Genomic DNA, 18,341 nt, shown 5'->3' on the forward strand with positions numbered 1-18,341 from the left:
GCGTATACGGACTTGGACGTGCCACTTGCTGCTTCCCTCGATTCCTTACAGGACAACCCTATTGGGTCCCTGTCCGGGATCTTCGGGGCCCCTCACGCGATGTCCCGGAGCTTGAATCGCCGACGGGTTACCTGAGTTGCGGCTCCAGCTCGATGTCGATCTCCGGCGGCTGGCGCAGCGTGTTGTGGATCGTGCAGTGCGACGCGACCGCGAGGAGGGCCGCGTGGCGCTGCGCGGACAGTGCGGACGGCGGGGTGAGGATCACGCGGACGGACGCGACGCGCGCCGGGCGGTCGATGGCCATGGTGAACTCCGCGCGTACTCGCAACCCGGTGTGGTGCAGCCCGTGGCGCTGGAGATAGCGGCCCGCGTAAAAGGCCACGCAGGTGGCGAGGGAGGCCGCGAACAGTTCGGTGGGTGTGGGCGCGGTGTCCTTGCCACCCGCGTCCGTGGGCTGGTCGACCAAGAGCTGGTGACCACGCACGTCGATGGCGTACGCATCCCCGTCCAGGTGGGTGACCTCGAGAACATGGGCCGCGGCGTTCTCCGGTCGCGATGTCGTCTCCGGCACTGTGCTCGTCATGGCCGCGCCTCTCTCGTGGACATCGGTTGATCCGGTTTCCAGTGGAACGCGGACGACACGGCTCGCACAGGGGCCGAGGGGAGCAGTGGCCAGGGCCGTTCGGCCCCGATGGACGACCGCCGACGCTGAGTGACCCGGTGTCCCGGACGCAGTTGCTGCCCCCTTAACCTAGATACCCCCTGAGGGTATCTAGGTCGGAGGTTGCCAGCCTCTCACCCCACCTCATTTCCCGTACGAGAGTCAGGAGTCCGTCGAGCTGAGCCCCGAGAGCGGGCCTGCCGTCACCGTCTCCGAGTCCGGCATGGCCACCGGGGGACGCGTCCTGGCACCACCTGCGGCGGCTGTTTCGCGGCCCAGGGCACGCGTGTCCGCGGCCTCGTCGACGAGGCGAAGGTGCTCAGGATGTCCGGCGAGTACGTTCCCGTCCGCGCCGAGGTCGCCGACGTACCGCACTTCTCGGCACACGCCCACGCCGGACAGATCATCGAGTGGCTCCGCGGGGCACCCGCCCCGCATGGCACCTATCCGGTGCACGGGGAGCCCGACGCGGCTGAGGCGCTGCGCGACCACTTCGACCGGACGCTGGGCTGGACCGCTGTCGTCCCACGCTCCGGGGAGCGGGTCCTCGTCCGCTGAGCGACCGGGCCCGGTCCAGGCTCAGTACGGAAGGGGCCGCGCGGAGGGAGTGCCCAGATCCGGGGGCCGCGGCAGCTGCGGTGTCCGGGGCGCTTGGCCGCCTGTCTCCGAATAGGGCCGCGAAGCCGTGGCATGGCGGCACTCGGCGGCAGGGGCGAGGCTGGAAGGACAGCGAACGGACGGCGGGGCGGAGATCTCCTGGAGGTGCCATGACTGGTGCGGGCGGGCGTCGGCCGATCGTGGTGGGTGTCGACCCCGATCCTTCGAAGCGGCTGGCGCTCGCCTGGGCCGCCGACGAAGCGGATCGACGTGGCCTGCCGTTGAGGCTCGTCCACGCCCAGGGCTTGCCGACCCGGGGATACCGGTCGGGCGAGCCACGGCCGTCCTGGGAGGAATGGAACCGGGCGCTGCACGGCGTGGGCGACCAAGTACTCAAGGAGGCGGTTGCCTTCGTCGAGTCGCGGCAGCCGACGGTGGAGGTGTCGACCCTGCTGGCGGAGGGTGAGCCGGCGTGGGTCCTGCGAGAGGAGGCGCGGACCGCCTCCCTGGTCGTGGTGGGCTCCTGGCACCTGAGCAGGAGGCGTGAGATGTTCTCCGCCACCTCGGTGGCGCTCCCGCTCACTGCCCACGCTCCCTGCCCGGTCGCCGTCGTACCGGAGCCGGAGCAGGTTGCTCAGAAGCCTCCGTACTTCGTGGTCGGCGTCGACGGCAGTGAGCATTCGGCCGCAGCGGTGGACATGGCCTTCGAGGAGGCGGCCCTTCGCGGAGCGCTCCTGCGGGCCCTGTACGTGTGGCATCCGCCGCTCCTCGGTGTGCTGGACGAGGACGCCGCGGTGCGGGAGTGCCGACGTGTGCTGTCCGAGACGGTCGCGGGCGGCGCTGCGAAGTACCCGGACGTGGAGCTGCACCATGAAGTCGTCCGAGGGCACGCGGTGCAGATCCTGACGGGCGCCTCGGAACATGCCCTGGGCCTGGTCGTGGGGACCCGGGGGCACGGAGGATTCACGGGCATGCTGCTGGGCTCGGTGAGCCAGGGAGTACTGCACCACGCTCACTGCACCGTCATCACGGTCCCGGTGTGAGGGGGCTAACGGCCCGGGCCTCTGCCCCGGACGGCCCTGTTGGCGTCGTCCGGCCCGTCACACGATGAGCAGGCGCCGCCGATCGAGGGCGGCGAACCGGCGAAACGTCCGCCGACCTCCCTGGAGTCCGTGATGGCAGCCTCGTCAAAGTCCCTCCGCGCAACCCGGCCGATTCCATCGGTGACGCGGATTTTGTCACCGCACGGGATCTGATGATGCGCACCGGTACGGACCCGCTGGTACCGGGCGGAGCGGGGGAGCAGGCGGTCGGCGCGGCGCCCGATTCGAGCCCGGGTCCTGCCGTACGACAACTCGCTGCCGACGAGGTCTTCGCCGCGCTGGACATGTCACGGCGTGGCCTGTCGGCAGCGCAGGCACGCGCCAGGCTCGCGCGATACGGGGCCAACGAACTGCCCCCTGCCGGGCGCCGTGACCTGTGGCGGCAGCTGGGGGCGCAGTTCACCGACCTCTTCGCGGTCGTGCTGATCGTCGCCTCGGGGATCACCTTCCTGGCGTACGGGTTGGAAGAGCCGCGTGACATCGGCACCTTCCAACTGGCGGTGGCGATCCTGGGCGTCGTCGTGCTGAACGCCGCCATCGGCTTCGCCCAGGAGTACTCGGCCGAGCGGACGGCCCAGGCGCTGGAGGCGATGGTGCCCCACACCTGCCGGGTGCTGCGCGGCGGTGAGCGGCTGGAGGTGCCCGCTCAGGAGCTGGTGCCGGGCGACCTGGTCGTGCTGGAGGCCGGGGACGCGGTGTCGGCGGACTGCAGGGTGGTGGAGGCGCACGAGCTGGCCGTGAACAACGCCCCGCTGACCGGGGAGAGCAACGCCGTCGGGCGCACGGCCGACCGGGTGGCGGCCGGACCGCCGTTGGAGGCCCGCAACTGCGTGTTCATGGGAACCGACGTCGTCGCCGGATCGGGACGGGCCGTGGTCTTCGCGACTGGTGCGAGGACCGAGTTCGGGCGGATCTACCGGCTGGCCGCGGCGGCTCCCCGGCAGAAGACCCCGCTGCAGCTCCAGGTGGCCTCCATGGCCCGGCGGGTGGCGGGGGCGGCCCTGGCGATCGGCGCCCTGATGTTCGCCGTACGGCTGCCCACAGGGGAGTCCCTGGTGACCCTGTTCGTGTTCGCCCTGGGGGTGATGGTCGCGCTCGTGCCGGAAGGATTGCCCGCCACCCTCTCGGTGTCGCTGGCGATCGGGGTGCGGCGGATGGCGCGCCGCCACGCCTTGATCAAGCAGCTGCTGGCGGTGGAGGCGCTCGGGTCGACCACGGTGGTGTGCACCGACAAGACCGGGACGCTCACCCAGGCGGAGATGACCGTCACGCAGGTGTGGGCGGGGGGCGTGTCGCACCCGGTGAGCGGTGTGGGGTACGGCCCGAGCGGTGCGGTCGCCGATGCTGCTCCGGTGCGTGAACTGCTGCGGGTGGCGGTCCTGTGCTGCAACGCCCGGCTGACTCCGCCCGAAGGCCCCGGGGGACGGAAACACTGGCGGGTGCTCGGTGACACCACCGAGGGGGCGCTGCTCGTCGTCGCGGCCAAGGCCGGCCTCGAACTGGACGCGGAGGAGGCGGCGGCCCCGCGGGTGACGGAGTTCCCCTTCGACTCGGACCGCAAGCTGATGACCACGGTGCACAAGACCGGCGCGGGCTACCAGGCGTGCGTCAAGGGAGCACCGGGGGCGCTGCTGGCGCGGTGTACCGACGTGGAGCGGCAGGGGCGGCGCGGTCCGCTGACCGAGGAGGACCGCGCGGCAGTCGTGGCGGCAAGTGACGCGCTGGCGTCGCAGGGGCTGCGGGTGCTGGCCGTCGCGAGGCGGGAGCTGGATGGGCCACGCCCCGCGCAGCACGAGGCCGAGTCCGGACTCGCGCTGCTGGGACTGGTCGGCATGCTGGACCCGCCGCGTCCCGAGGTCACCGACGCGGTCGCCGCCTGCCGCAGGGCCGGTATCCGGATCGTCATGGTCACCGGCGACCACCCGCTGACCGGGGAGGCCGTGGCCCGCCGCGTCGGGATCGTACGGCGGCCGTATCCGGTCGTGGTGACGGGTGTCCGGCTCGACGCGATGGACGACGAGGCGCTCGACGCGCTGCTCGCCGAGTCGTCCGAGCTGCTGCTGTGCCGGGTCAGCCCCGAGCACAAGATGCGTGTGGTCACCGCCTTCCAGCGGCGGGGCGAGGTGGTGGCGGTCACCGGGGACGGCGCGAACGACGCACCGGCGCTCAAACACGCCGACATCGGCGTGGCGATGGGAGCGTCGGGCACCGACGTCGCCCGCGAGGCCGCCTCGATGGTGCTGCTGGACGACTCGTTCGCGTCCATCGCGGCGGCGGTGCGGCTCGGCAGGTCCGTCTACCAGAACATCCGCAAGTTCCTGGTCTACGTCTTCAGCAGCAACATCGGCGAGCTGGGCCCGATCCTGGCAGCGACGTTTGCCGGGTTTCCGCTGGTGCCCATCAGTGCGGTGCAGATCCTGGCGATCGACCTGGGTTCGGACGTGATGCCCGCCCTGGCGCTGGGCGCGGAACGGCCCGAGCCGGACGTGATGGACCGCCCGCCGCGTTCCCGGCACGCGCGGCTGTTCTCGTCCGCGGTGGTGGGACGCATCCTGTTCCTGGGCGGTATCCAGGCACTGGGCGTGTGCGCGGTGTTCTTCTGGCACATCCATGCATCCGGCATCCCGTTCGACGACTTCACCGAGGGAAATCCCGTCTACCGGGAGGCCATCACGCTGGCCCAGGGTGGGATCGTGCTCAGCCAGTTTTTCATCTCGCTCGCGGTGCGCACCGACCGGCAGAGCATCCTGAAAGTGGGACTGCTGTCCAATCCCGCCCTACTGGCGGCGGGCGGCTTCGGCGTCGCCCTCATGGCGGCCATCAGCTATCTGCCGCCTCTGCAGGCCGTGTTCAACACCGCCCCGCTCGACACCGCCGACTGGGCGGTCCTCGCCGGTTTCGGCACCCTGCCCCTGCTCGCGGACGAGGCCCGCAAGGCGTGGCTGCGTCGCCGCGCCGACCGCCGGAAAGGAGTCCCACGGTGAAGGTGATCGTCGTCGGCTGCGGACGGGTGGGATCCACGCTCACCGGTCTTCTCGCCACGGAAGGGCACGACGTGCGGGTCGTCGACCGGCGTCCCAAGGCCGCCCGGCGGCTGCCCGACAGCCCCCGCATCCGCTTCCACGAGGGCAACGGCTACAGCCGAGCCGTGCTCCAGGCCGCCGGGATCGAGCACGCGGACGCTTTCGTCGCAGTCACCTCCGGGGACAACAGCAACATCGTCAGCGCACGGACGGCGAAGGAGACCTACCGGGTGCCGATCGTGCTCGCCCGCATCTACGATCCCCGACGCGCCGACATCTACCGCGACCTCGGCATCCCCACCATCGCCAGCGTCCGCTGGACCGTGCACCAGATCCACCAGATGCTGCTGCACCGCCACCTGAGCCCCGAACTGAGCTTCGGCAACGGAGAGACGCTGCTCGTCCGTTCCGAGGTGCCCGACTATCTCATCGGGCGGCGGCTGACCGAGTTCGACGTCGACGGCGAGGTCCGCGTTGTCGAGGTCACCCGCGGGGGCTGCTCCCTGATCCCCGCGCACAGCACCCCCGCGCAGGCGGGCGACCTGGTCACCTTCGCCGTCGCCGCCACCGCGTTGGGCAGGCTGCGCGGCTTTCTCGACAAGGAGCTGGGGACGTGAACGTGCTCATCGCCGGCGCGGGGCGGCTCGGCACCCAGATCGCCCAAGTGCTCTCCGCGGCCCGCAACGAGGTCACGCTGATCGACAGCGACGACGACCGCGTGGCCGAACTGGAGGGCCGCATCGCCGCGCGGCTGGTCGCCGGGGACGCCTGCGAACCGGCCCTCCTGGAACACGCGGGTGCGCTGACCGCCGACCTCGTCATCGCCACCACCGGGGACGACGAGGACAACCTCGTCATCAGCCTGCTCGCCAAACGGCAGTTCTCGGTCCCCCGCGTGGCCGCCCGGGTCAACAACGCCGACAACGCCTGGCTGTTCGACGGGCGCTGGGGCGTCGATGTCGCCGTCCCCGCCGCCACTCCGCTGATCTCCCTCATCGAGGAGGCCACCGGCGCCACCGACACAGTCGCCCTGCTCCGGCTCAGCAAGGCGGGCGTCGATGTCATCGAAACGGCCATCACACCGCAGTCCAGGGCGGTGGGCCGTGCCCTGGGAGACGTCCGGCTGCCCGAAGGGACGGTCGTCGCCACCGTCGTCCGCGACGGACAGCCCACGGTGCCGGATCCGTCGATACTGCTCCGCCCCGGCGACGAACTCCTCCTCGTGTCCCACTCCGCGACCGAACAGGAGATCCACGCGGCGTTCCAGTGAACCGCCCCCCGGATGTGGAGCACTGCGGAGCCCGCAACGGTCACTGCCCGGCCGCCGCCCCCTCGTCCTCGGCCGTCCTCGCGGCCCAGCGCCGGCGGACGGTGTCCTCGTGCTCGGCCTGCTCCAGGGCCAGGTCGGCCCGGTCGAGTGCCTCCCGCAGGCGGGGGATCCAGTGGCGCCGCAGGGCACGGACCCGGTGCCGGGTGCTGATGACCTCCGCTCCCAGCAGCTCGGCGGCGGCGTGCGCGGCCCCGTACTCCGCGGCGGCGCGCAGGGCACGGCCGTAGGCCGCCTCGGCGTGCACGAGGGCCGTGTTGGTGGGAGCGGCGGCGGTGGGCGGCCGGGCGGGTACGGATGTGGCGACCGCCGCAGGGTGGCGTACCCCCATGGAGGTCGCCCAGTGCACCCTGATCTCGGCGGGACCGATGTCCGCGGCGGCCGAGTCGAGGGCTCGTTCCCCGCTCAGAAGTAGACCCCGCAGCAGCCATCTCTCGGCCTCGGGCAGCAGGTGCCGCCAGGCTCCGGCGGCTGCCTCCTCCGCGTGCAGCAGCCGCTGGTGTTCCGAGCGGAGGATGCGCAGCTTCTGTTCCAGCAGGTCGGCTCCGCGCTCGGCGACTGCGAGGCTGTGCCGCAGCCGCAGGCGTCCCGCACGACCGGGCGGCGTACGGCGGGCGCCGGTCATCGGGACACCCCCTCATCGAGACCGCCGAGATCGTCGAGGTCCTTCGCCCCGTGGGCGTCGAGGAGCCGCGCGGGGAGCATGGAGAGCTGGCTGCGGGGCAGGGTGAGGAGGGCCCGCCAGCCGCGATCCAGCGAGGTGTCGAGGTCGCGTGGTTCGTCGGCGCGCTGGTTGGCGAAGTCCCGCAGGAACGCCTCCTCGAAGTCCAGGTAGCGGCGATCGGTGGGGCTCAGCGCCGCCTGGCCGACCAGGTCGGCGAGGTCGCGGACCTGCCGGGCACGGGCCAGCGCGGCCAGCAGTTGGGCCGCGACGTCGAGGTGATCGTCACGGGTACGGCCGGGGCCTGCGCCCTTGCGCATCAGCCGGGACAGCGAGGACAGCGCGTCCAGCGGCGGATAAACGCCCCGCGCGTGCGTCTCGGGCGAGAGCACGATCTGGCCCTCGGTGATGTAGCCGGTCAGGTCCGGCACGGGGTGGGTGATGTCGCCCGCGGGCATGGTGAGCACCGGCAGCACGGTGACCGAGCCGGGGCGGCCCTTGATACGCCCGCAGCGTTCGTACAAGGAGGCCAGGTCGCTGTACAAGTAGCCGGGGTAGGCGCGGCGGGCCGGGATCTCCCCTCGGGCGGCGGAGACCTCGCGCAGGGCTTCGGCGTATGTGGTCATGTCGGTCATCACCACGAGGACGTGCCGTCCCTCGGTGAAGGCGAGGTGCTCGGCGACCGTGAGCGCGATGCGCGGCGTGAGGATCCGCTCGATCACCGGGTCGTCGGCGGTGTTCAGCAGTAGGACCAGTTCCCCGGCCGCGGACCGCTCCTCCAAGGCGTCGCGTACGAAGGAGGCGTCGGCGTGGGTCAGTCCCATGCCCGCGAAGACGACGCTGAACGCCTCTCCCGCAACGGTGGCCTGGGCGGCGATCTGGGCGGCCAGTTCCAGGTGCGGCAGCCCGGCCACGGAGAACACCGGCAGTTTCTGCCCGCGTACCAGGGTGGTCAGGGCGTCCACGACTCCGACCCCGGTGAGGACCGGCTCGGACGGCGGTTCGCGCCGCACCGGGTTGATGGGGGCGCCGCCCACCTCGGCGGTGTGGGAGCCGAGGACGGGCGGGCCGCCGTCGAGGGGCGCGCCCCGGCCGTTGCAGACCCGCCCGAGCCAGTCCGTCCCGACGGGGACGCGCAGTGGGCTGCCCGAGAAGGCCGCGCGGACGCCTTCCGGGTCCATGCCTGCGGTGCCCTCCAGGACCTGGACCACCGCCAGGTCGCGGTCGGCATCGAGGACCACGCCGTGGCGCCGTTCGCCCGAGGCGAGGGTGATGTGTACGTACTCGTCCCAGCCGATCCCGGCCACGCCTTCGATGATCGCGAGTGGCCCTCGCAGTTGCCGCACCTTCGTGTACTCGATCTCGTCGGACGGGCTCATGGCCGCATCGCCCCCAGCCTGGCGAGCATCGCGTCCCGCCGCGCCGCCACCCCGGCGGCGTCGTGCGGGCCGGTGTCCTCCCGAGCCCGCAGCAGCGGACCGAAGTCGACCTCCTCGACCGAGGCCGCCGGGACGCCGGAGTCCACCAGCTCACGACAGCGGTCGGCGACCGCGAGGACGGCGTCGGCCAGTGCGGCCGTCTTCTCCGCACCGCAGTACGCGTCCCGCTCCGACAGCGCGCTCTGCTGCAGCACGCCCTCGCGGATCAGCGTGCCCGCCAGCACGCTGATGCGTTCGCGCGCCGGGAGGGCGGCGATGCCGATCAGGTCCACCAGATCGGCCAGCCGGTCGGCCTCCGCCAGCACCGCTCCCACCCGTTCGCGGCGCCGGGACCACGCCGGATCGCCGGCCGTCCGGTGCCCTGCGGCGAGGACCGGTACGTCCCGGGAGAAGGACCCGGCCCAGGAGACCGCAGGATAGTGGCGGGCGTAGGCGAGGTCGCGGTCGAGGGTCCACAGGCAGCGGACGAATCGTTCGGTGTGCGCGGTCACCGGTTCCGTCATGTCCCCGCCGGGCGGGGACACAGCGCCGATCACGGTCACCGAGCCCCGGTCGCCGCCGAGGGTGGTCACTGCGGCGGCCCGTTCGTAAAAGGCCGCGATGGCGGACGCCAAGCCTGCCGGGTAGCCCTCCTCGGCGGGCAGCGCGCCGGTGCGCGAGGCGAACTCGCGCAGCGCCTCCGCCCACCGGGAGGTCGAGTCGGCGATGACGACCACGTCCAGGCCCATGTCGCGGAAGTACTCGGCGACCGTCACCCCCGTGTGGACGCTCGCCTCACGCGCCATCATCGGCATGTTCGAGGTGTTGGCGATCGTCACTGTGCGGTCCGCGAGGCGTCCGCCCGTGCGCGGGTCCCGGAGTTCCGCCAGCTCGGTGATGACGTCGGCCATCTCGTTGCCGCGCTCTCCGCAGCCGACGTACACGATGACGTCCGCGTCGCACCACTTGGCGATCTGCTGCAGCAGCACCGTCTTGCCGGTGCCGAAGCCACCGGGCACTGCAACCGTGCTGCCCCGGGCCACGGGGAAGAGCAGGTCGATCACCCGCTGGCCGGTGTCGAGGGCCTCGTGGCTGTCGACGCGCTCCCGCACCGGACGCGGCCGACGCACCGGCCACAGGGCGCCGACGGACACCTCCGTGCCGCCCACGACAGCGACCGTCGCCTCGCTCGGACGGTCCCCGGCGACGGCGATCGCCTCGACCGTGCCCCCGCAGCCGGACGGCACGAGGACCTTCACCGGCACGGGCCCCGCGTCGTGGAGCTCCCCGAGAGCCTGTCCCTCGGCCACCTGCTCGCCCTGCGCCACCAAGGGGAAGAAGGACCAGGTGCGTTCTCCCGCCGTCGCCCGCTGCGCGCCGGGCAGCAGCCAGTCGCCGGCACCGGACAGGGGGCGCAGGAGGCCGTCGAAGATCCCGCCGAGCAACTCAGGGCCGAGCCACACCGACAGCGGACGGCCCTGAGGCAGAGCCGTCTGCCCCGGAGCGAGCGCGCCAGTGTACTCGTAGGCCTGGACGGTGACCACGTCACCGCTGATGGCCACGACCTCGCCCGGCAGCTCGGCCGGGCCGAGCGACACCAAGTCGTACATTGCGATGCCGCTCGTGTACTCCATCTCGACCAGCGGCCCGGTGACACGCAGGATCCGCGAGACCGGCTGCCTGGCAGCAGCCCGCTGATGTGTCCCAGCGGCCTGCGTCACTCCTCCCACAGGCTCCGCACCTCCGCTCCCATCCGGTCCAGCGCGCGGTCGGCCAGCGCGGTCAGCGAGAGGTCGACCAGTCTCCCCGGTGCCCGGCCCACCACACCTCCGTCGGCGTGCTCGCTCACCTCGGTGCCGGGCCCCAGCAGGACACACGCCCGGCGTTCCAGCCGCTCCCGCATGGACGGGTAACTCGCGATGCCGCGCAGCTTTCGGACCCGTACGGCGGCCGCACGGCGCAGCTCCTCGTACGCTTCCCGGCGAGCGGCGAGTGTCCGGGACCTGGCCTCCCGCCGGGCCCTGACGCGGAGGTCGCGGGCGGTGTCCGCACCATCGGCCTCGCCCTGTCGCCGGGCCTCGTCGAGGATCGACCGGGCTTCGGCACGAGCCTGGTCGAGCAGGGCGTCGGCCTCCCGCTCGACGCGGGCCAGGACCGCTTCCGCGTCGGAACGAGCCGCCCGCAGCAGCTCCACCCGGACCGGGTGGAGGGCGTCTGCCGTCCGGTCGGGGGCCGGGGTCGTCATGGCGGCATCACGGCGATCAGCGGGTGGCGGGCCCCGGGCGCCGCGAAGTCGGACTCCAGTGCCTCGGCCGCGGCGGGGGTGAGGATGACCAGGTCGATGCCGTCCGGCAGGCTCCGCCAGGCCCGGCGCACGGCGTCGGGGTCGTCGGCGAGGAGGACGACGGCTCCGGCCAGGGCCAGGCCGGCCACGCGGGCCCGTTCTCCTAGCGCGGCGACATACCCCATGGTCACGCCTTCCCGATCAGGATCACCGCGACGACCAGACCGTAGATGGCGATGCCCTCGGCCAGGCCGACGATGACCATGGCCCGGCCGAAGAGTTCAGGCCGTTCGCTCAGCGCCGCGAGGGCGGCCGCGCCCGTGTAGGCCACGGCGATGCCCGCCCCGATCGTCGCCCCGGCCACCGCGATCGCCGCACCGATCAGGGCGGCGGATCCGGAGCCGGACTCCTGTGCCTGAGTGGTCGCCGCCTGCGCGGGGCCTCCGCCGAGGGCCAGGGTCAGCACCAAGGTGGCGATCACCAGGAGCACGGCGTCGGAAGCGACCATCCACCACAGGGCCGTCCTGTGGTCCGAACGTCGCAACACGAGGCGTACCGCCACGAATCCTGCCGCGACGACGGGCAGGGCCAAGAACCAGGTGATCACGATTACTCCTCCCCTGCGGGGGCGTACGAGATGGCTGTTTCCCCCGCCGCCGACGGCCCGGCGTCGACGACCGGGCCCGTGAGGTGCTCCACAGGCAGATGCCAGGGCCGGAAAGGGCGGCCCTCGCCCTCGAAGAGCCGGGAGAACAGTTCGTAGAACTCCAGACGCAGTGCCTGAACACCCGCCACCAGCGCCTCCAGCGCGAAGGCCAGGGCATTGCCGAGCAGGAAGACGAACGCTGCGGCGACGACGCCCACCGGCCCCCGCCCCGCCAGCGCCGTCGTGCCGTCCCAGACGATCGCGCCCAGCGCCGCATGCGTGAGGCCGAAGGCCGCGAGCCGCGCGAAGGACACGACGTTGGAGCCGATCCGCACCACCGCGTCGAACAGTTGGATACCGGTCTGCACGGCGCCGCCCGGACCACCCGCCGTGGTCGCGAACAGCCCCACCCCGGCCAGTGCGAGCCCGACGACCGCGATCACAGCCCCCATGACCCCGTACACCGCCTGGCCGAGCCACACATACCCGGCGACGACCGCGAGACCGAGATAGAGCACCGCCCCGGCGATCCCAGTCATCGCAAACAGGGCCGCCGCTGGCCCGCCCTCCCGCCACCGGTTCACGATCCCCGCGGCGTAGGCGAGGGCGAGCAGCACGGCGCCGAGCCCGACGGCGGCGGCCAGCAGCCGCATGGGCTCCTCCAGCGGCTCCAGCCACAGCACGGGCAGCACCCCGGTCGGGCCAAAGAACTCGCCGTACGCCACCCCGGCCAGGGTGGCGGCCAGCCCGGCGCCGGCGACGAAGGGCCACAGCGGGCGCAGTGCCGCCGCTCGGCGCGGTCGGCCCGCGCGCAGCAGGAACGCGATTGCGACCAGCAGCAGCCCGTGTCCGGCATCGCCGAACATCAGGCCGAACATCACCACGTAGACGATCCCGGCCGCCATGGTGGGATCGAGATCAGCGTAGGGCACCGTTCCGTACGTGCTGACCAGAGGCGTGAAGGAGCGGCGTACGGTCCTCGCCGTGGATGCCGGGGGAGCGGCGTCGGCTCCTGTCAGCAAGGTCGGCGGATCGACACCACGGGGGGGCCGTAGCGGCACCAGCGCGCCCCCGGCACCGGCGATGCGCGCCGCCATGGAGCCCATCTCGGTCTCGGGGCACCAACCGGCCAGTGCCGCGACCGTTCCGTGCCGGACCGCGCTACCGAGGCGCTCCTCCAACTGAGCCTCGCCCGCCAGCAGGTCCGTCCGGCCCTCGCGCTCCATGGCATCCAGGTCGGGTGGGGCCTCGCTGAGAGCGGGTTGCGCAGGCTCGGTGCGCATACGCTGGAGCCGCGTCGCCGCGGCCCTGCGGACATCCGGCCCGCCGTCCCCGGCCAGGTCGATGTCCACGCAGCCCGCCTCGGCGATCCGCACCAGGCTCTCCCGCAGCGCCTTCTCGGGGGCCACGACGGCCACCCTGCGCATCCGGACCGGGACCGCCGTCTCAGCCCGGAGCATCGAGCGCCTCCGTCGGCCAGTCCCCGGGGCCGCCACCCCGGGCGGCCAGTTCCAGCGCGCCGCGGGTCCGCCACGCGTCGGCGGACAGCAGTGCCACGGCCCCCACCACCGGCTGCGGACCGAACCCCGACCGGTGCAGCAGTTCATGGCCGTCCCGCTCGACCGCCTCCCACCACCGTGCCTCCGCCCGCCACAGGCCCGCCGCCTCGTCGACTTCGTCCAGCACCCACCTCGCGGTGACCGGCAGCGACTGACGGAAGTCGGCGTACGACCCCGCGCCCACCGCTCGTGTGCCGAGCAGCCGGGCCGCCCGGCGGGCCGAGACCTCCGGCATCCTGCGGCCGACGATGAACACCTCGCGGCCGAACAGCAGGGCGAGCCGCGCCGCCGCCCAGCGCGCCGCGTCGGGAACGGTGATGGCGAGCCGTACGGCGGCGGAGACCCGCATACCGGTGGCGACCGCGGCCGGGGAGTCGCCCCCGGGGTCACCCCAGACGGAGGCCGCCAGCGCGGTGCGCAGCTCCGACGGCGTACGAGTGCGGGCGAGCCGGGTCCAGGCCATGGCCAGCGCGCCCAGACGGTAGGGCGGGGCATGGCGCCGTTCTGCGTCCAACTGTCGCGGGTCGGCCACAAGAGCTCTCAGATGGTGCTCGGTGTTGGAGATCTCGAATCCGGCGGCGAGTGCCCGGATGACGTCCGCGCCGGTGGCCGGTTGCCAGCCCGCGAGGACCCGGAGATGCCACAGCAGTGTCGCCGAGACCGCCCGCTGGGCCTCGTCCGGCGTGGTGCCCGGGGAGACATCGTGCCGGTACGGTGTGGCCGCCAAGTAGCGCAGGGCGTCATCGAGTGTGCGGGACGCGACCACGTCCCTGATGCCTTCGGTGCCCAGACACCTGGTCCGCAGGGCCCGTGCCCGGGTTACGCCCGCCACCCATCCGGCGCCCATCAGAGACCTCCCTCCGGTGGCCTCTCCGGGCCTGGAGCCGGTTGATCCGCCGACGCGAGTGGCGACTCCTCAGCGGGCCCCTCCAACACCAACGCGAGCACACGATCGGCGAGCGCGGGTGTCCGGTTCCTGGCACGGTCGCGGACGGCGGCTGCCTCGCGTTCTGCCTCGGCGAGCAGCGCCGCCGCGTGGGCCTCGGCCGCACGCTCCACCTGCTCGGCGGCGCGTGCCCGCACCCGGCTGGCCTCCTCCAGCGCTTCGGTAACGATCTCCTCCGCCTGCTGCTCGGCTTCCCGTCGGCGCGCCGCGGCGGCTGCCTCGGCCCGCTCGCTGACGGACCGGGCTTCCGCCTCTACTTGTTCGAGCAAGGCCAAGGGCGGTGCGAGCTCCGCACGGAGTTCGGCCGAGCGGTCCGCGGGGACACCGCTTGGTGCGGCACGGCCGGGCGATGCCGCCGGCCGGAACCTCGTAAGAAAGTCCCGGAAACCCGTCACGAGCTCTCCTCCAGGTGGCCCCAGGCCCCGCTTCCCAGTCTCCTTTGTAGGCGATGGCATGTCGCGCCGCGCTGGGCCAGTCGTCCCTGATCGGGGCCGTTCGGCCCGGAGGACGCACCAGTGGATCGATGCGAGACTGACCGCGTAGAGGGACGGCGTCCACGGGAGGCAGCCGTGAGCGACTTCGAGCACAACTCCGCGCAGAAGGAAGCCCGCCGCACCAGTCCGGGCCGCCCCTGGACGCCCCAGGAGGAGCCTCGCCAGGAGGCGTTGGGCCGCTACCTCATGGCAGTCGCAGCCGCCGCGTCGGCGAGGAGCGCCGAGGAGCCGGAGCGTGTTCCCGGTACCCAGCCGCGCACCCCTGACGTACCCGAGCCGCCCGCCGGAGGACCGGCTGTACTCCGGGTGCGGGATGTCATGCAGGTGCCGGCGGCCTCCGTCCCCGGTGACATGCCATTCCGGGACGTCGCCCACGCGCTCGCCCGCGAGCAGGTGAGCGCCGTACCGGTGGTCGATGCCGAGGACCACGTGATCGGTGTCGTCTCGGAGTCGGATCTGCTGGCCAAGGCTGCCGTCACGGCGGAACCGCGTCGGCACGGACCTGTCGGCAGGCTGTGGCAGCACCACCTGTACGAGAAGGGCCACGGGGACACGGCGGCCACTTTGATGACCTTCCCGCCGGTCACCGTCCACCCGGCGGAACGAGTGGCGGATGCTGCGTGGACGGCGGCCCACGCGCGGTTGAAGCGGCTTCCTGTGACTGACTATCGCGGCCGGCTTGTCGGTGTGGTAACCCGGCGCGACCTGCTGCGGGCCCTGATCCGTGACGACGTCGAGATCCGGGCCGAGGTCGAGTCGTTGGTCGGTCAGCACCTGCTGGATCCACGCGCTGTCGAGGTGGACGTGGAGAACGGCGTGGTGACGATGAGGGGGCGACTGAACAAGGCTCTTGTCCCCGAACTGCTCGGGTCGGTACGGGACATCGACGACGTGGTCGGTGTCGTCGACGACACCGAGGCGGTTTGAGCCGTGAGTGTCCACGGGGCGCACGTCACCGCGTGTGGGCGACGAGGAAGTCGGCGGTGCCGGACAGCGTGCTGAGCCGGGGCGTGTCCTCGTCCTCGATGCGGACGCCGGACCTTTCGCTGAGGACCTCGACAAAGCTCAGGAAGTCCAGCGAGTCCATCTCCAGCGCGTCCCGGAACGCGTCGTCGGGCCCCAGGGCGGCCACGTCCGCGCCGGGGACGGCGGAGGAGAGCGACTCCCTGACCATGTCCAGTGCATCGGTTCGGTTCATGTTCACAGCTGCTCCGGGTTCTGCAGGAGGCGGGTGACCGCCGTGAGGTAGCGGGCACCGACGGCACCGTCCGTCGCTCGGTGGTCGGCCGAGAGGGTCGCCGTGACCACGGGCCGCACGCCCAGCAGGCCGTCGACGGCGCACGCCCGGTCGACCACCCGCCCGAAGCCGACCAGGGCCACTTGTGGCGGGTAGATCACGCCGAAGACGGTCTCCACGCCCTGATCGCCGAGGTTGGTGATCGTGATCGTGGCGTCGGACACCTCGGAGCCGCGCAGTCTGCCCGTGCGGGCCCGGGTGACCAGGTCTTTGAGGGCGGTCATCAGCTGCGGGAGCGCCAAGGTGTCGACGTGGTGCAGCGCCGGGGCGACGAGCCCTCCGCCGCGCAGGGACACGGCCACGCCGAGGTGGACGCCCTGGCCCGCGGTGAAGTGGTCGTCGGTCCAGAAACCGTTGAGTTCGGGTACTTCCCGGGCCGCCAGGGCGGCCGCCTTGAGCAGCAGGGCCGCGGGGAGCAGCCGTTCACCGACCGGGCTGCGCCGGTTGTGGTCGTGCAGCCAGTCCATGGCGGGGGCCATGTCCACGGTCGTGGAGAGGTAGTAGTGCGGGATGTCCCGGTTGGCGCGGGTCATCAGGTCGGCGATCGCCTGCCGCATGGCCGCCGTCCGCGCTTCGGACGGACGTGCGGAACGTTCCGGGGTGACGCCCACATGCCCGGGCGGGGCCGGGGCCGCCGGGCCGGGGGCTGCCCGGCGCACGTCCGCGGCACGGACGGCCGACTCCTTGCCGGTCCCCGTCACCGCGGTCAGGTCGACGCCCAGTTCGGCGGCGAGTCGCCGGGCGAGGGGGGTGGCGCGCACGCGCGGTGGCAGCGGAGTGGCCCGGGTGGCCGCAGCTTCCTCGACGTCGGTTCGGGTCACGCGCCCTCCGGGGCCGGATCCGTGCAGCGTCTCCAGATCGACGCCGCTGTGCTCCGCGAGATGCCGGACCAAGGGGCCGGCCTCGATGTGGCCGCGCTGCTGGGCGGCGGACGGCACCGCCACCGGGATCGCCGGGCCGGGGACCGGAGCAGGTTCGGGTGGCGGGGACGGGGGCTTGCGCTCGGGGGGCTTGCCCTTCTTCGGTGCGTGAGGGACCGGTCGTAGCTCCTCCGCCTCGCGGGGTTTCTCCGGTTTCCCTGGCGTTTCCGTCGGCGGCTCGAGCAGCGCGAGCGGCGTCCCCACCGGCACCGTCGTGCCGGGCTCGACGAGCATCTCCGTCATGGTGCCGGTTTCGAAGCACTCCACCTCGATGGTCGACTTGGCGGTTTCGACGACTGCGACGGGATCGCCCTTGTGCACGAGGTCACCGGGTCGCACCAGCCATTCCAGGAGCATGCCCTCGTCCATGTCGGCGCCGAGGGACGGCATGGTGAACTCGCCCATGGTCAGTCCACCGCCCGGTGGACCGCCGCGACAATGTCGGCGGTCTGTGGCAGGGCGGCCTCCTCCAGCCGCCGCGCGTACGGCATGGGCACCTCCGCGCTGCACACCCGCTCGACGGGCGCGTCCAGTTCGTAGAACGACCCTTCCGCGATGCGGGCGGACACCTCGGCGGCGAGGCTTCCTGTCCGCCACGCCTCGTCGATGACCACCGCACGGTGGGTCCGGGCCACGGAGGCCGTGATGGCCGCGTCGTCGAGCGGGCGCAGCGTGCGCAGGTCGATCACCTCGGCGCTGATGCCCTCGGCGGCCAACTCGTCGGCTGCCGCGAGGGCCTTGGGCAGCGAACCGCCGTACGTGATCAGGGAGATGTCGGTGCCGGGCCTGCGGATCGCGGCGTGGTCCAGGTCCACCGGCGTGGTGGTCGGGAGGAGTTCGCCGGAGACGTTGTAGAGGCTTCCGTGCTCGAAGATCAGTACGGGGTCGGGGTCGGCGAGCGCAGGGGCCAGCATGTGGCGTGCGTCCTCAAGGGTGGCGGGGGCGAGGACACGGATGCCGGGGATGTGCGCGTACCAGCCTTCCAGGCTGTGCGAGTGCTGGGCGCCGAGTTGCCGTCCGGCGCCCGTGGTCATGCGGATGACCAGCGGAACGGGCAGCTGGCCGCCCGACATGTGCAGCAGGGTGGCGGCGTTGTTGAGGATCTGGTCGAGGGCGAGCAGGCTGAAGTTGACGGTCATGATCTCGACGATGGGCCGCAGTCCGGCCAAGGCCGCGCCGATGCCGGCGCCCACGAACGCGGACTCAGACAGCGGGGTGTCGCGAACGCGTTCGGGGCCGAACTCCTCCAGCAGGCCTAGGCTGACGCCGAAGCAGCCGCCGTACCGGCCCACGTCCTCGCCCATGAGGAAGGCACGGTAGTCGGAGCGCAATGCCTCGCGCAGCGCCTCGCGCATGGCCTCGCGGTAGGTCGTCTTCGCCTCTGCCGTCGCTTCGGCGCCCATGG

At 72.4% G+C, this 18,341-nt stretch carries 19 protein-coding genes; 6 read left to right on the forward strand and 13 right to left on the reverse strand.

Features of this window, described 5'->3' with window-relative positions; all coding sequences use genetic code 11:
• Nucleotides 1-127: 127 nt before the first annotated feature.
• Nucleotides 128-583: an OsmC family protein gene (locus ACFU95_RS46820; RefSeq protein ID WP_383842586.1), complete on the reverse strand. Its 456-nt coding sequence runs from the start codon at nucleotides 581-583 to the stop codon at nucleotides 128-130.
• A gap of 402 nt (nucleotides 584-985) precedes the next feature.
• Between ACFU95_RS46820 and ACFU95_RS46825 the strand changes: the two genes are divergently transcribed.
• The 5 genes from ACFU95_RS46825 (at nucleotide 986) to ACFU95_RS46845 (ending at nucleotide 6,654) form a co-directional block, all read left to right on the forward strand.
• Nucleotides 986-1,219 (forward strand): MBL fold metallo-hydrolase RNA specificity domain-containing protein, encoded by a 234-nt coding sequence (locus ACFU95_RS46825; protein ID WP_383842589.1) that lies wholly within the window; start codon nucleotides 986-988, stop codon nucleotides 1,217-1,219.
• 209 nt (nucleotides 1,220-1,428) lie between these two features.
• A complete protein-coding gene (locus ACFU95_RS46830) occupies nucleotides 1,429-2,301 on the forward strand; it encodes a universal stress protein (RefSeq protein WP_383842592.1) in 873 nt (290 codons plus the stop codon).
• A gap of 215 nt (nucleotides 2,302-2,516) precedes the next feature.
• Nucleotides 2,517-5,345 (forward strand): cation-translocating P-type ATPase, encoded by a 2,829-nt coding sequence (locus ACFU95_RS46835; RefSeq protein WP_383842595.1) that lies wholly within the window; start codon nucleotides 2,517-2,519, stop codon nucleotides 5,343-5,345.
• On the forward strand, nucleotides 5,342-6,001 hold the full coding sequence (locus ACFU95_RS46840; RefSeq protein WP_383842598.1) for a potassium channel family protein: 660 nt from the start codon (nucleotides 5,342-5,344) through the stop codon (nucleotides 5,999-6,001). The genes ACFU95_RS46835 and ACFU95_RS46840 overlap by 4 nt, the downstream gene beginning before the upstream one ends.
• Nucleotides 5,998-6,654: a potassium channel family protein gene (locus tag ACFU95_RS46845; protein ID WP_383842601.1), complete on the forward strand. Its 657-nt coding sequence runs from the start codon at nucleotides 5,998-6,000 to the stop codon at nucleotides 6,652-6,654. The genes ACFU95_RS46840 and ACFU95_RS46845 overlap by 4 nt, the downstream gene beginning before the upstream one ends.
• Before the next feature lie 40 nt (nucleotides 6,655-6,694).
• Here the strand turns inward: ACFU95_RS46845 and ACFU95_RS46850 are convergent, their stop codons facing one another.
• From ACFU95_RS46850 to ACFU95_RS46890, 9 genes are read right to left on the reverse strand one after another with little or no spacing between them, the layout of a single operon-like run.
• Nucleotides 6,695-7,336, reverse strand: a complete 642-nt coding sequence (locus ACFU95_RS46850) for a V-type ATP synthase subunit D (RefSeq protein ID WP_383842604.1) — start codon at nucleotides 7,334-7,336, stop codon at nucleotides 6,695-6,697.
• The gene (locus ACFU95_RS46855; RefSeq protein WP_383842607.1) at nucleotides 7,333-8,751 is read right to left on the reverse strand and encodes a V-type ATP synthase subunit B; all 1,419 of its coding nucleotides are present in this window, start codon (nucleotides 8,749-8,751) and stop codon (nucleotides 7,333-7,335) included. Before ACFU95_RS46855 ends, ACFU95_RS46850 begins: the two co-directional genes overlap by 4 nt.
• Nucleotides 8,748-10,511 carry a V-type ATP synthase subunit A gene (locus ACFU95_RS46860; protein ID WP_383842610.1) on the reverse strand — a complete coding sequence of 588 codons (1,764 nt, stop codon included), beginning with the start codon at nucleotides 10,509-10,511 and terminating at the stop codon, nucleotides 8,748-8,750. The genes ACFU95_RS46855 and ACFU95_RS46860 overlap by 4 nt, the downstream gene beginning before the upstream one ends.
• The gene (locus ACFU95_RS46865; RefSeq protein WP_383842613.1) at nucleotides 10,508-11,035 is read right to left on the reverse strand and encodes a hypothetical protein; all 528 of its coding nucleotides are present in this window, start codon (nucleotides 11,033-11,035) and stop codon (nucleotides 10,508-10,510) included. Before ACFU95_RS46865 ends, ACFU95_RS46860 begins: the two co-directional genes overlap by 4 nt.
• Nucleotides 11,032-11,259: a hypothetical protein gene (locus ACFU95_RS46870; protein ID WP_383842616.1), complete on the reverse strand. Its 228-nt coding sequence runs from the start codon at nucleotides 11,257-11,259 to the stop codon at nucleotides 11,032-11,034. Before ACFU95_RS46870 ends, ACFU95_RS46865 begins: the two co-directional genes overlap by 4 nt.
• Before the next feature lie 2 nt (nucleotides 11,260-11,261).
• Nucleotides 11,262-11,681 carry an ATP synthase subunit C gene (locus ACFU95_RS46875; protein WP_383842619.1) on the reverse strand — a complete coding sequence of 140 codons (420 nt, stop codon included), beginning with the start codon at nucleotides 11,679-11,681 and terminating at the stop codon, nucleotides 11,262-11,264.
• 2 nt (nucleotides 11,682-11,683) lie between these two features.
• Nucleotides 11,684-13,180, reverse strand: coding sequence for a V-type ATPase 116kDa subunit family protein (locus tag ACFU95_RS46880; protein WP_383842622.1), 1,497 nt, complete (start codon nucleotides 13,178-13,180; stop codon nucleotides 11,684-11,686).
• Nucleotides 13,167-14,126 (reverse strand): V-type ATPase subunit, encoded by a 960-nt coding sequence (locus tag ACFU95_RS46885; protein WP_383842625.1) that lies wholly within the window; start codon nucleotides 14,124-14,126, stop codon nucleotides 13,167-13,169. Before ACFU95_RS46885 ends, ACFU95_RS46880 begins: the two co-directional genes overlap by 14 nt.
• Nucleotides 14,126-14,494, reverse strand: coding sequence for a hypothetical protein (locus ACFU95_RS46890; protein WP_383842628.1), 369 nt, complete (start codon nucleotides 14,492-14,494; stop codon nucleotides 14,126-14,128). The genes ACFU95_RS46885 and ACFU95_RS46890 overlap by 1 nt, the downstream gene beginning before the upstream one ends.
• A gap of 300 nt (nucleotides 14,495-14,794) precedes the next feature.
• Here ACFU95_RS46890 and ACFU95_RS46895 point away from each other — a divergent pair, with 300 nt between their 5' ends.
• Entirely contained in the window at nucleotides 14,795-15,646 is an 852-nt protein-coding gene (locus ACFU95_RS46895; RefSeq protein ID WP_383842631.1) for a CBS domain-containing protein, read from the forward strand.
• A gap of 25 nt (nucleotides 15,647-15,671) precedes the next feature.
• Here the strand turns inward: ACFU95_RS46895 and ACFU95_RS46900 are convergent, their stop codons facing one another.
• The 3 genes from ACFU95_RS46900 to ACFU95_RS46910 are packed head-to-tail and all read right to left on the reverse strand — an operon-like array spanning nucleotide 15,672 to nucleotide 18,339.
• A complete protein-coding gene (locus tag ACFU95_RS46900; protein WP_383842634.1) occupies nucleotides 15,672-15,917 on the reverse strand; it encodes an acyl carrier protein in 246 nt (81 codons plus the stop codon).
• A 2-nt stretch (nucleotides 15,918-15,919) separates the two neighbouring features.
• A complete protein-coding gene (locus tag ACFU95_RS46905) occupies nucleotides 15,920-17,341 on the reverse strand; it encodes a dihydrolipoamide acetyltransferase family protein (RefSeq protein WP_383842637.1) in 1,422 nt (473 codons plus the stop codon).
• 2 nt (nucleotides 17,342-17,343) lie between these two features.
• A complete protein-coding gene (locus ACFU95_RS46910; protein ID WP_383842640.1) occupies nucleotides 17,344-18,339 on the reverse strand; it encodes an alpha-ketoacid dehydrogenase subunit beta in 996 nt (331 codons plus the stop codon).
• Between the last annotated feature and the right edge of the window lie 2 nt (nucleotides 18,340-18,341).

It is taken from the genome of Streptomyces sp. NPDC057623 (assembly GCF_042800355.1).
Classification (GTDB): domain Bacteria; phylum Actinomycetota; class Actinomycetes; order Streptomycetales; family Streptomycetaceae; genus Streptomyces.

Coding starts and splice junctions, on each gene's coding strand:
- ACFU95_RS46820 (WP_383842586.1), bottom strand. CDS start 583: ATGACGAGCACAGTGCCGGAGACGACATCGCGACCGGAGAACGCCGCG.
- ACFU95_RS46825 (WP_383842589.1), top strand. CDS start 986: ATGTCCGGCGAGTACGTTCCCGTCCGCGCCGAGGTCGCCGACGTACCG.
- ACFU95_RS46830 (WP_383842592.1), top strand. CDS start 1,429: ATGACTGGTGCGGGCGGGCGTCGGCCGATCGTGGTGGGTGTCGACCCC.
- ACFU95_RS46835 (WP_383842595.1), top strand. CDS start 2,517: ATGCGCACCGGTACGGACCCGCTGGTACCGGGCGGAGCGGGGGAGCAG.
- ACFU95_RS46850 (WP_383842604.1), bottom strand. CDS start 7,336: ATGACCGGCGCCCGCCGTACGCCGCCCGGTCGTGCGGGACGCCTGCGG.
- ACFU95_RS46855 (WP_383842607.1), bottom strand. CDS start 8,751: ATGAGCCCGTCCGACGAGATCGAGTACACGAAGGTGCGGCAACTGCGA.
- ACFU95_RS46865 (WP_383842613.1), bottom strand. CDS start 11,035: ATGACGACCCCGGCCCCCGACCGGACGGCAGACGCCCTCCACCCGGTC.
- ACFU95_RS46870 (WP_383842616.1), bottom strand. CDS start 11,259: ATGGGGTATGTCGCCGCGCTAGGAGAACGGGCCCGCGTGGCCGGCCTG.
- ACFU95_RS46880 (WP_383842622.1), bottom strand. CDS start 13,180: ATGCTCCGGGCTGAGACGGCGGTCCCGGTCCGGATGCGCAGGGTGGCC.
- ACFU95_RS46885 (WP_383842625.1), bottom strand. CDS start 14,126: ATGGGCGCCGGATGGGTGGCGGGCGTAACCCGGGCACGGGCCCTGCGG.
- ACFU95_RS46900 (WP_383842634.1), bottom strand. CDS start 15,917: ATGAACCGAACCGATGCACTGGACATGGTCAGGGAGTCGCTCTCCTCC.
- ACFU95_RS46905 (WP_383842637.1), bottom strand. CDS start 17,341: ATGGGCGAGTTCACCATGCCGTCCCTCGGCGCCGACATGGACGAGGGC.
- ACFU95_RS46910 (WP_383842640.1), bottom strand. CDS start 18,339: ATGGGCGCCGAAGCGACGGCAGAGGCGAAGACGACCTACCGCGAGGCC.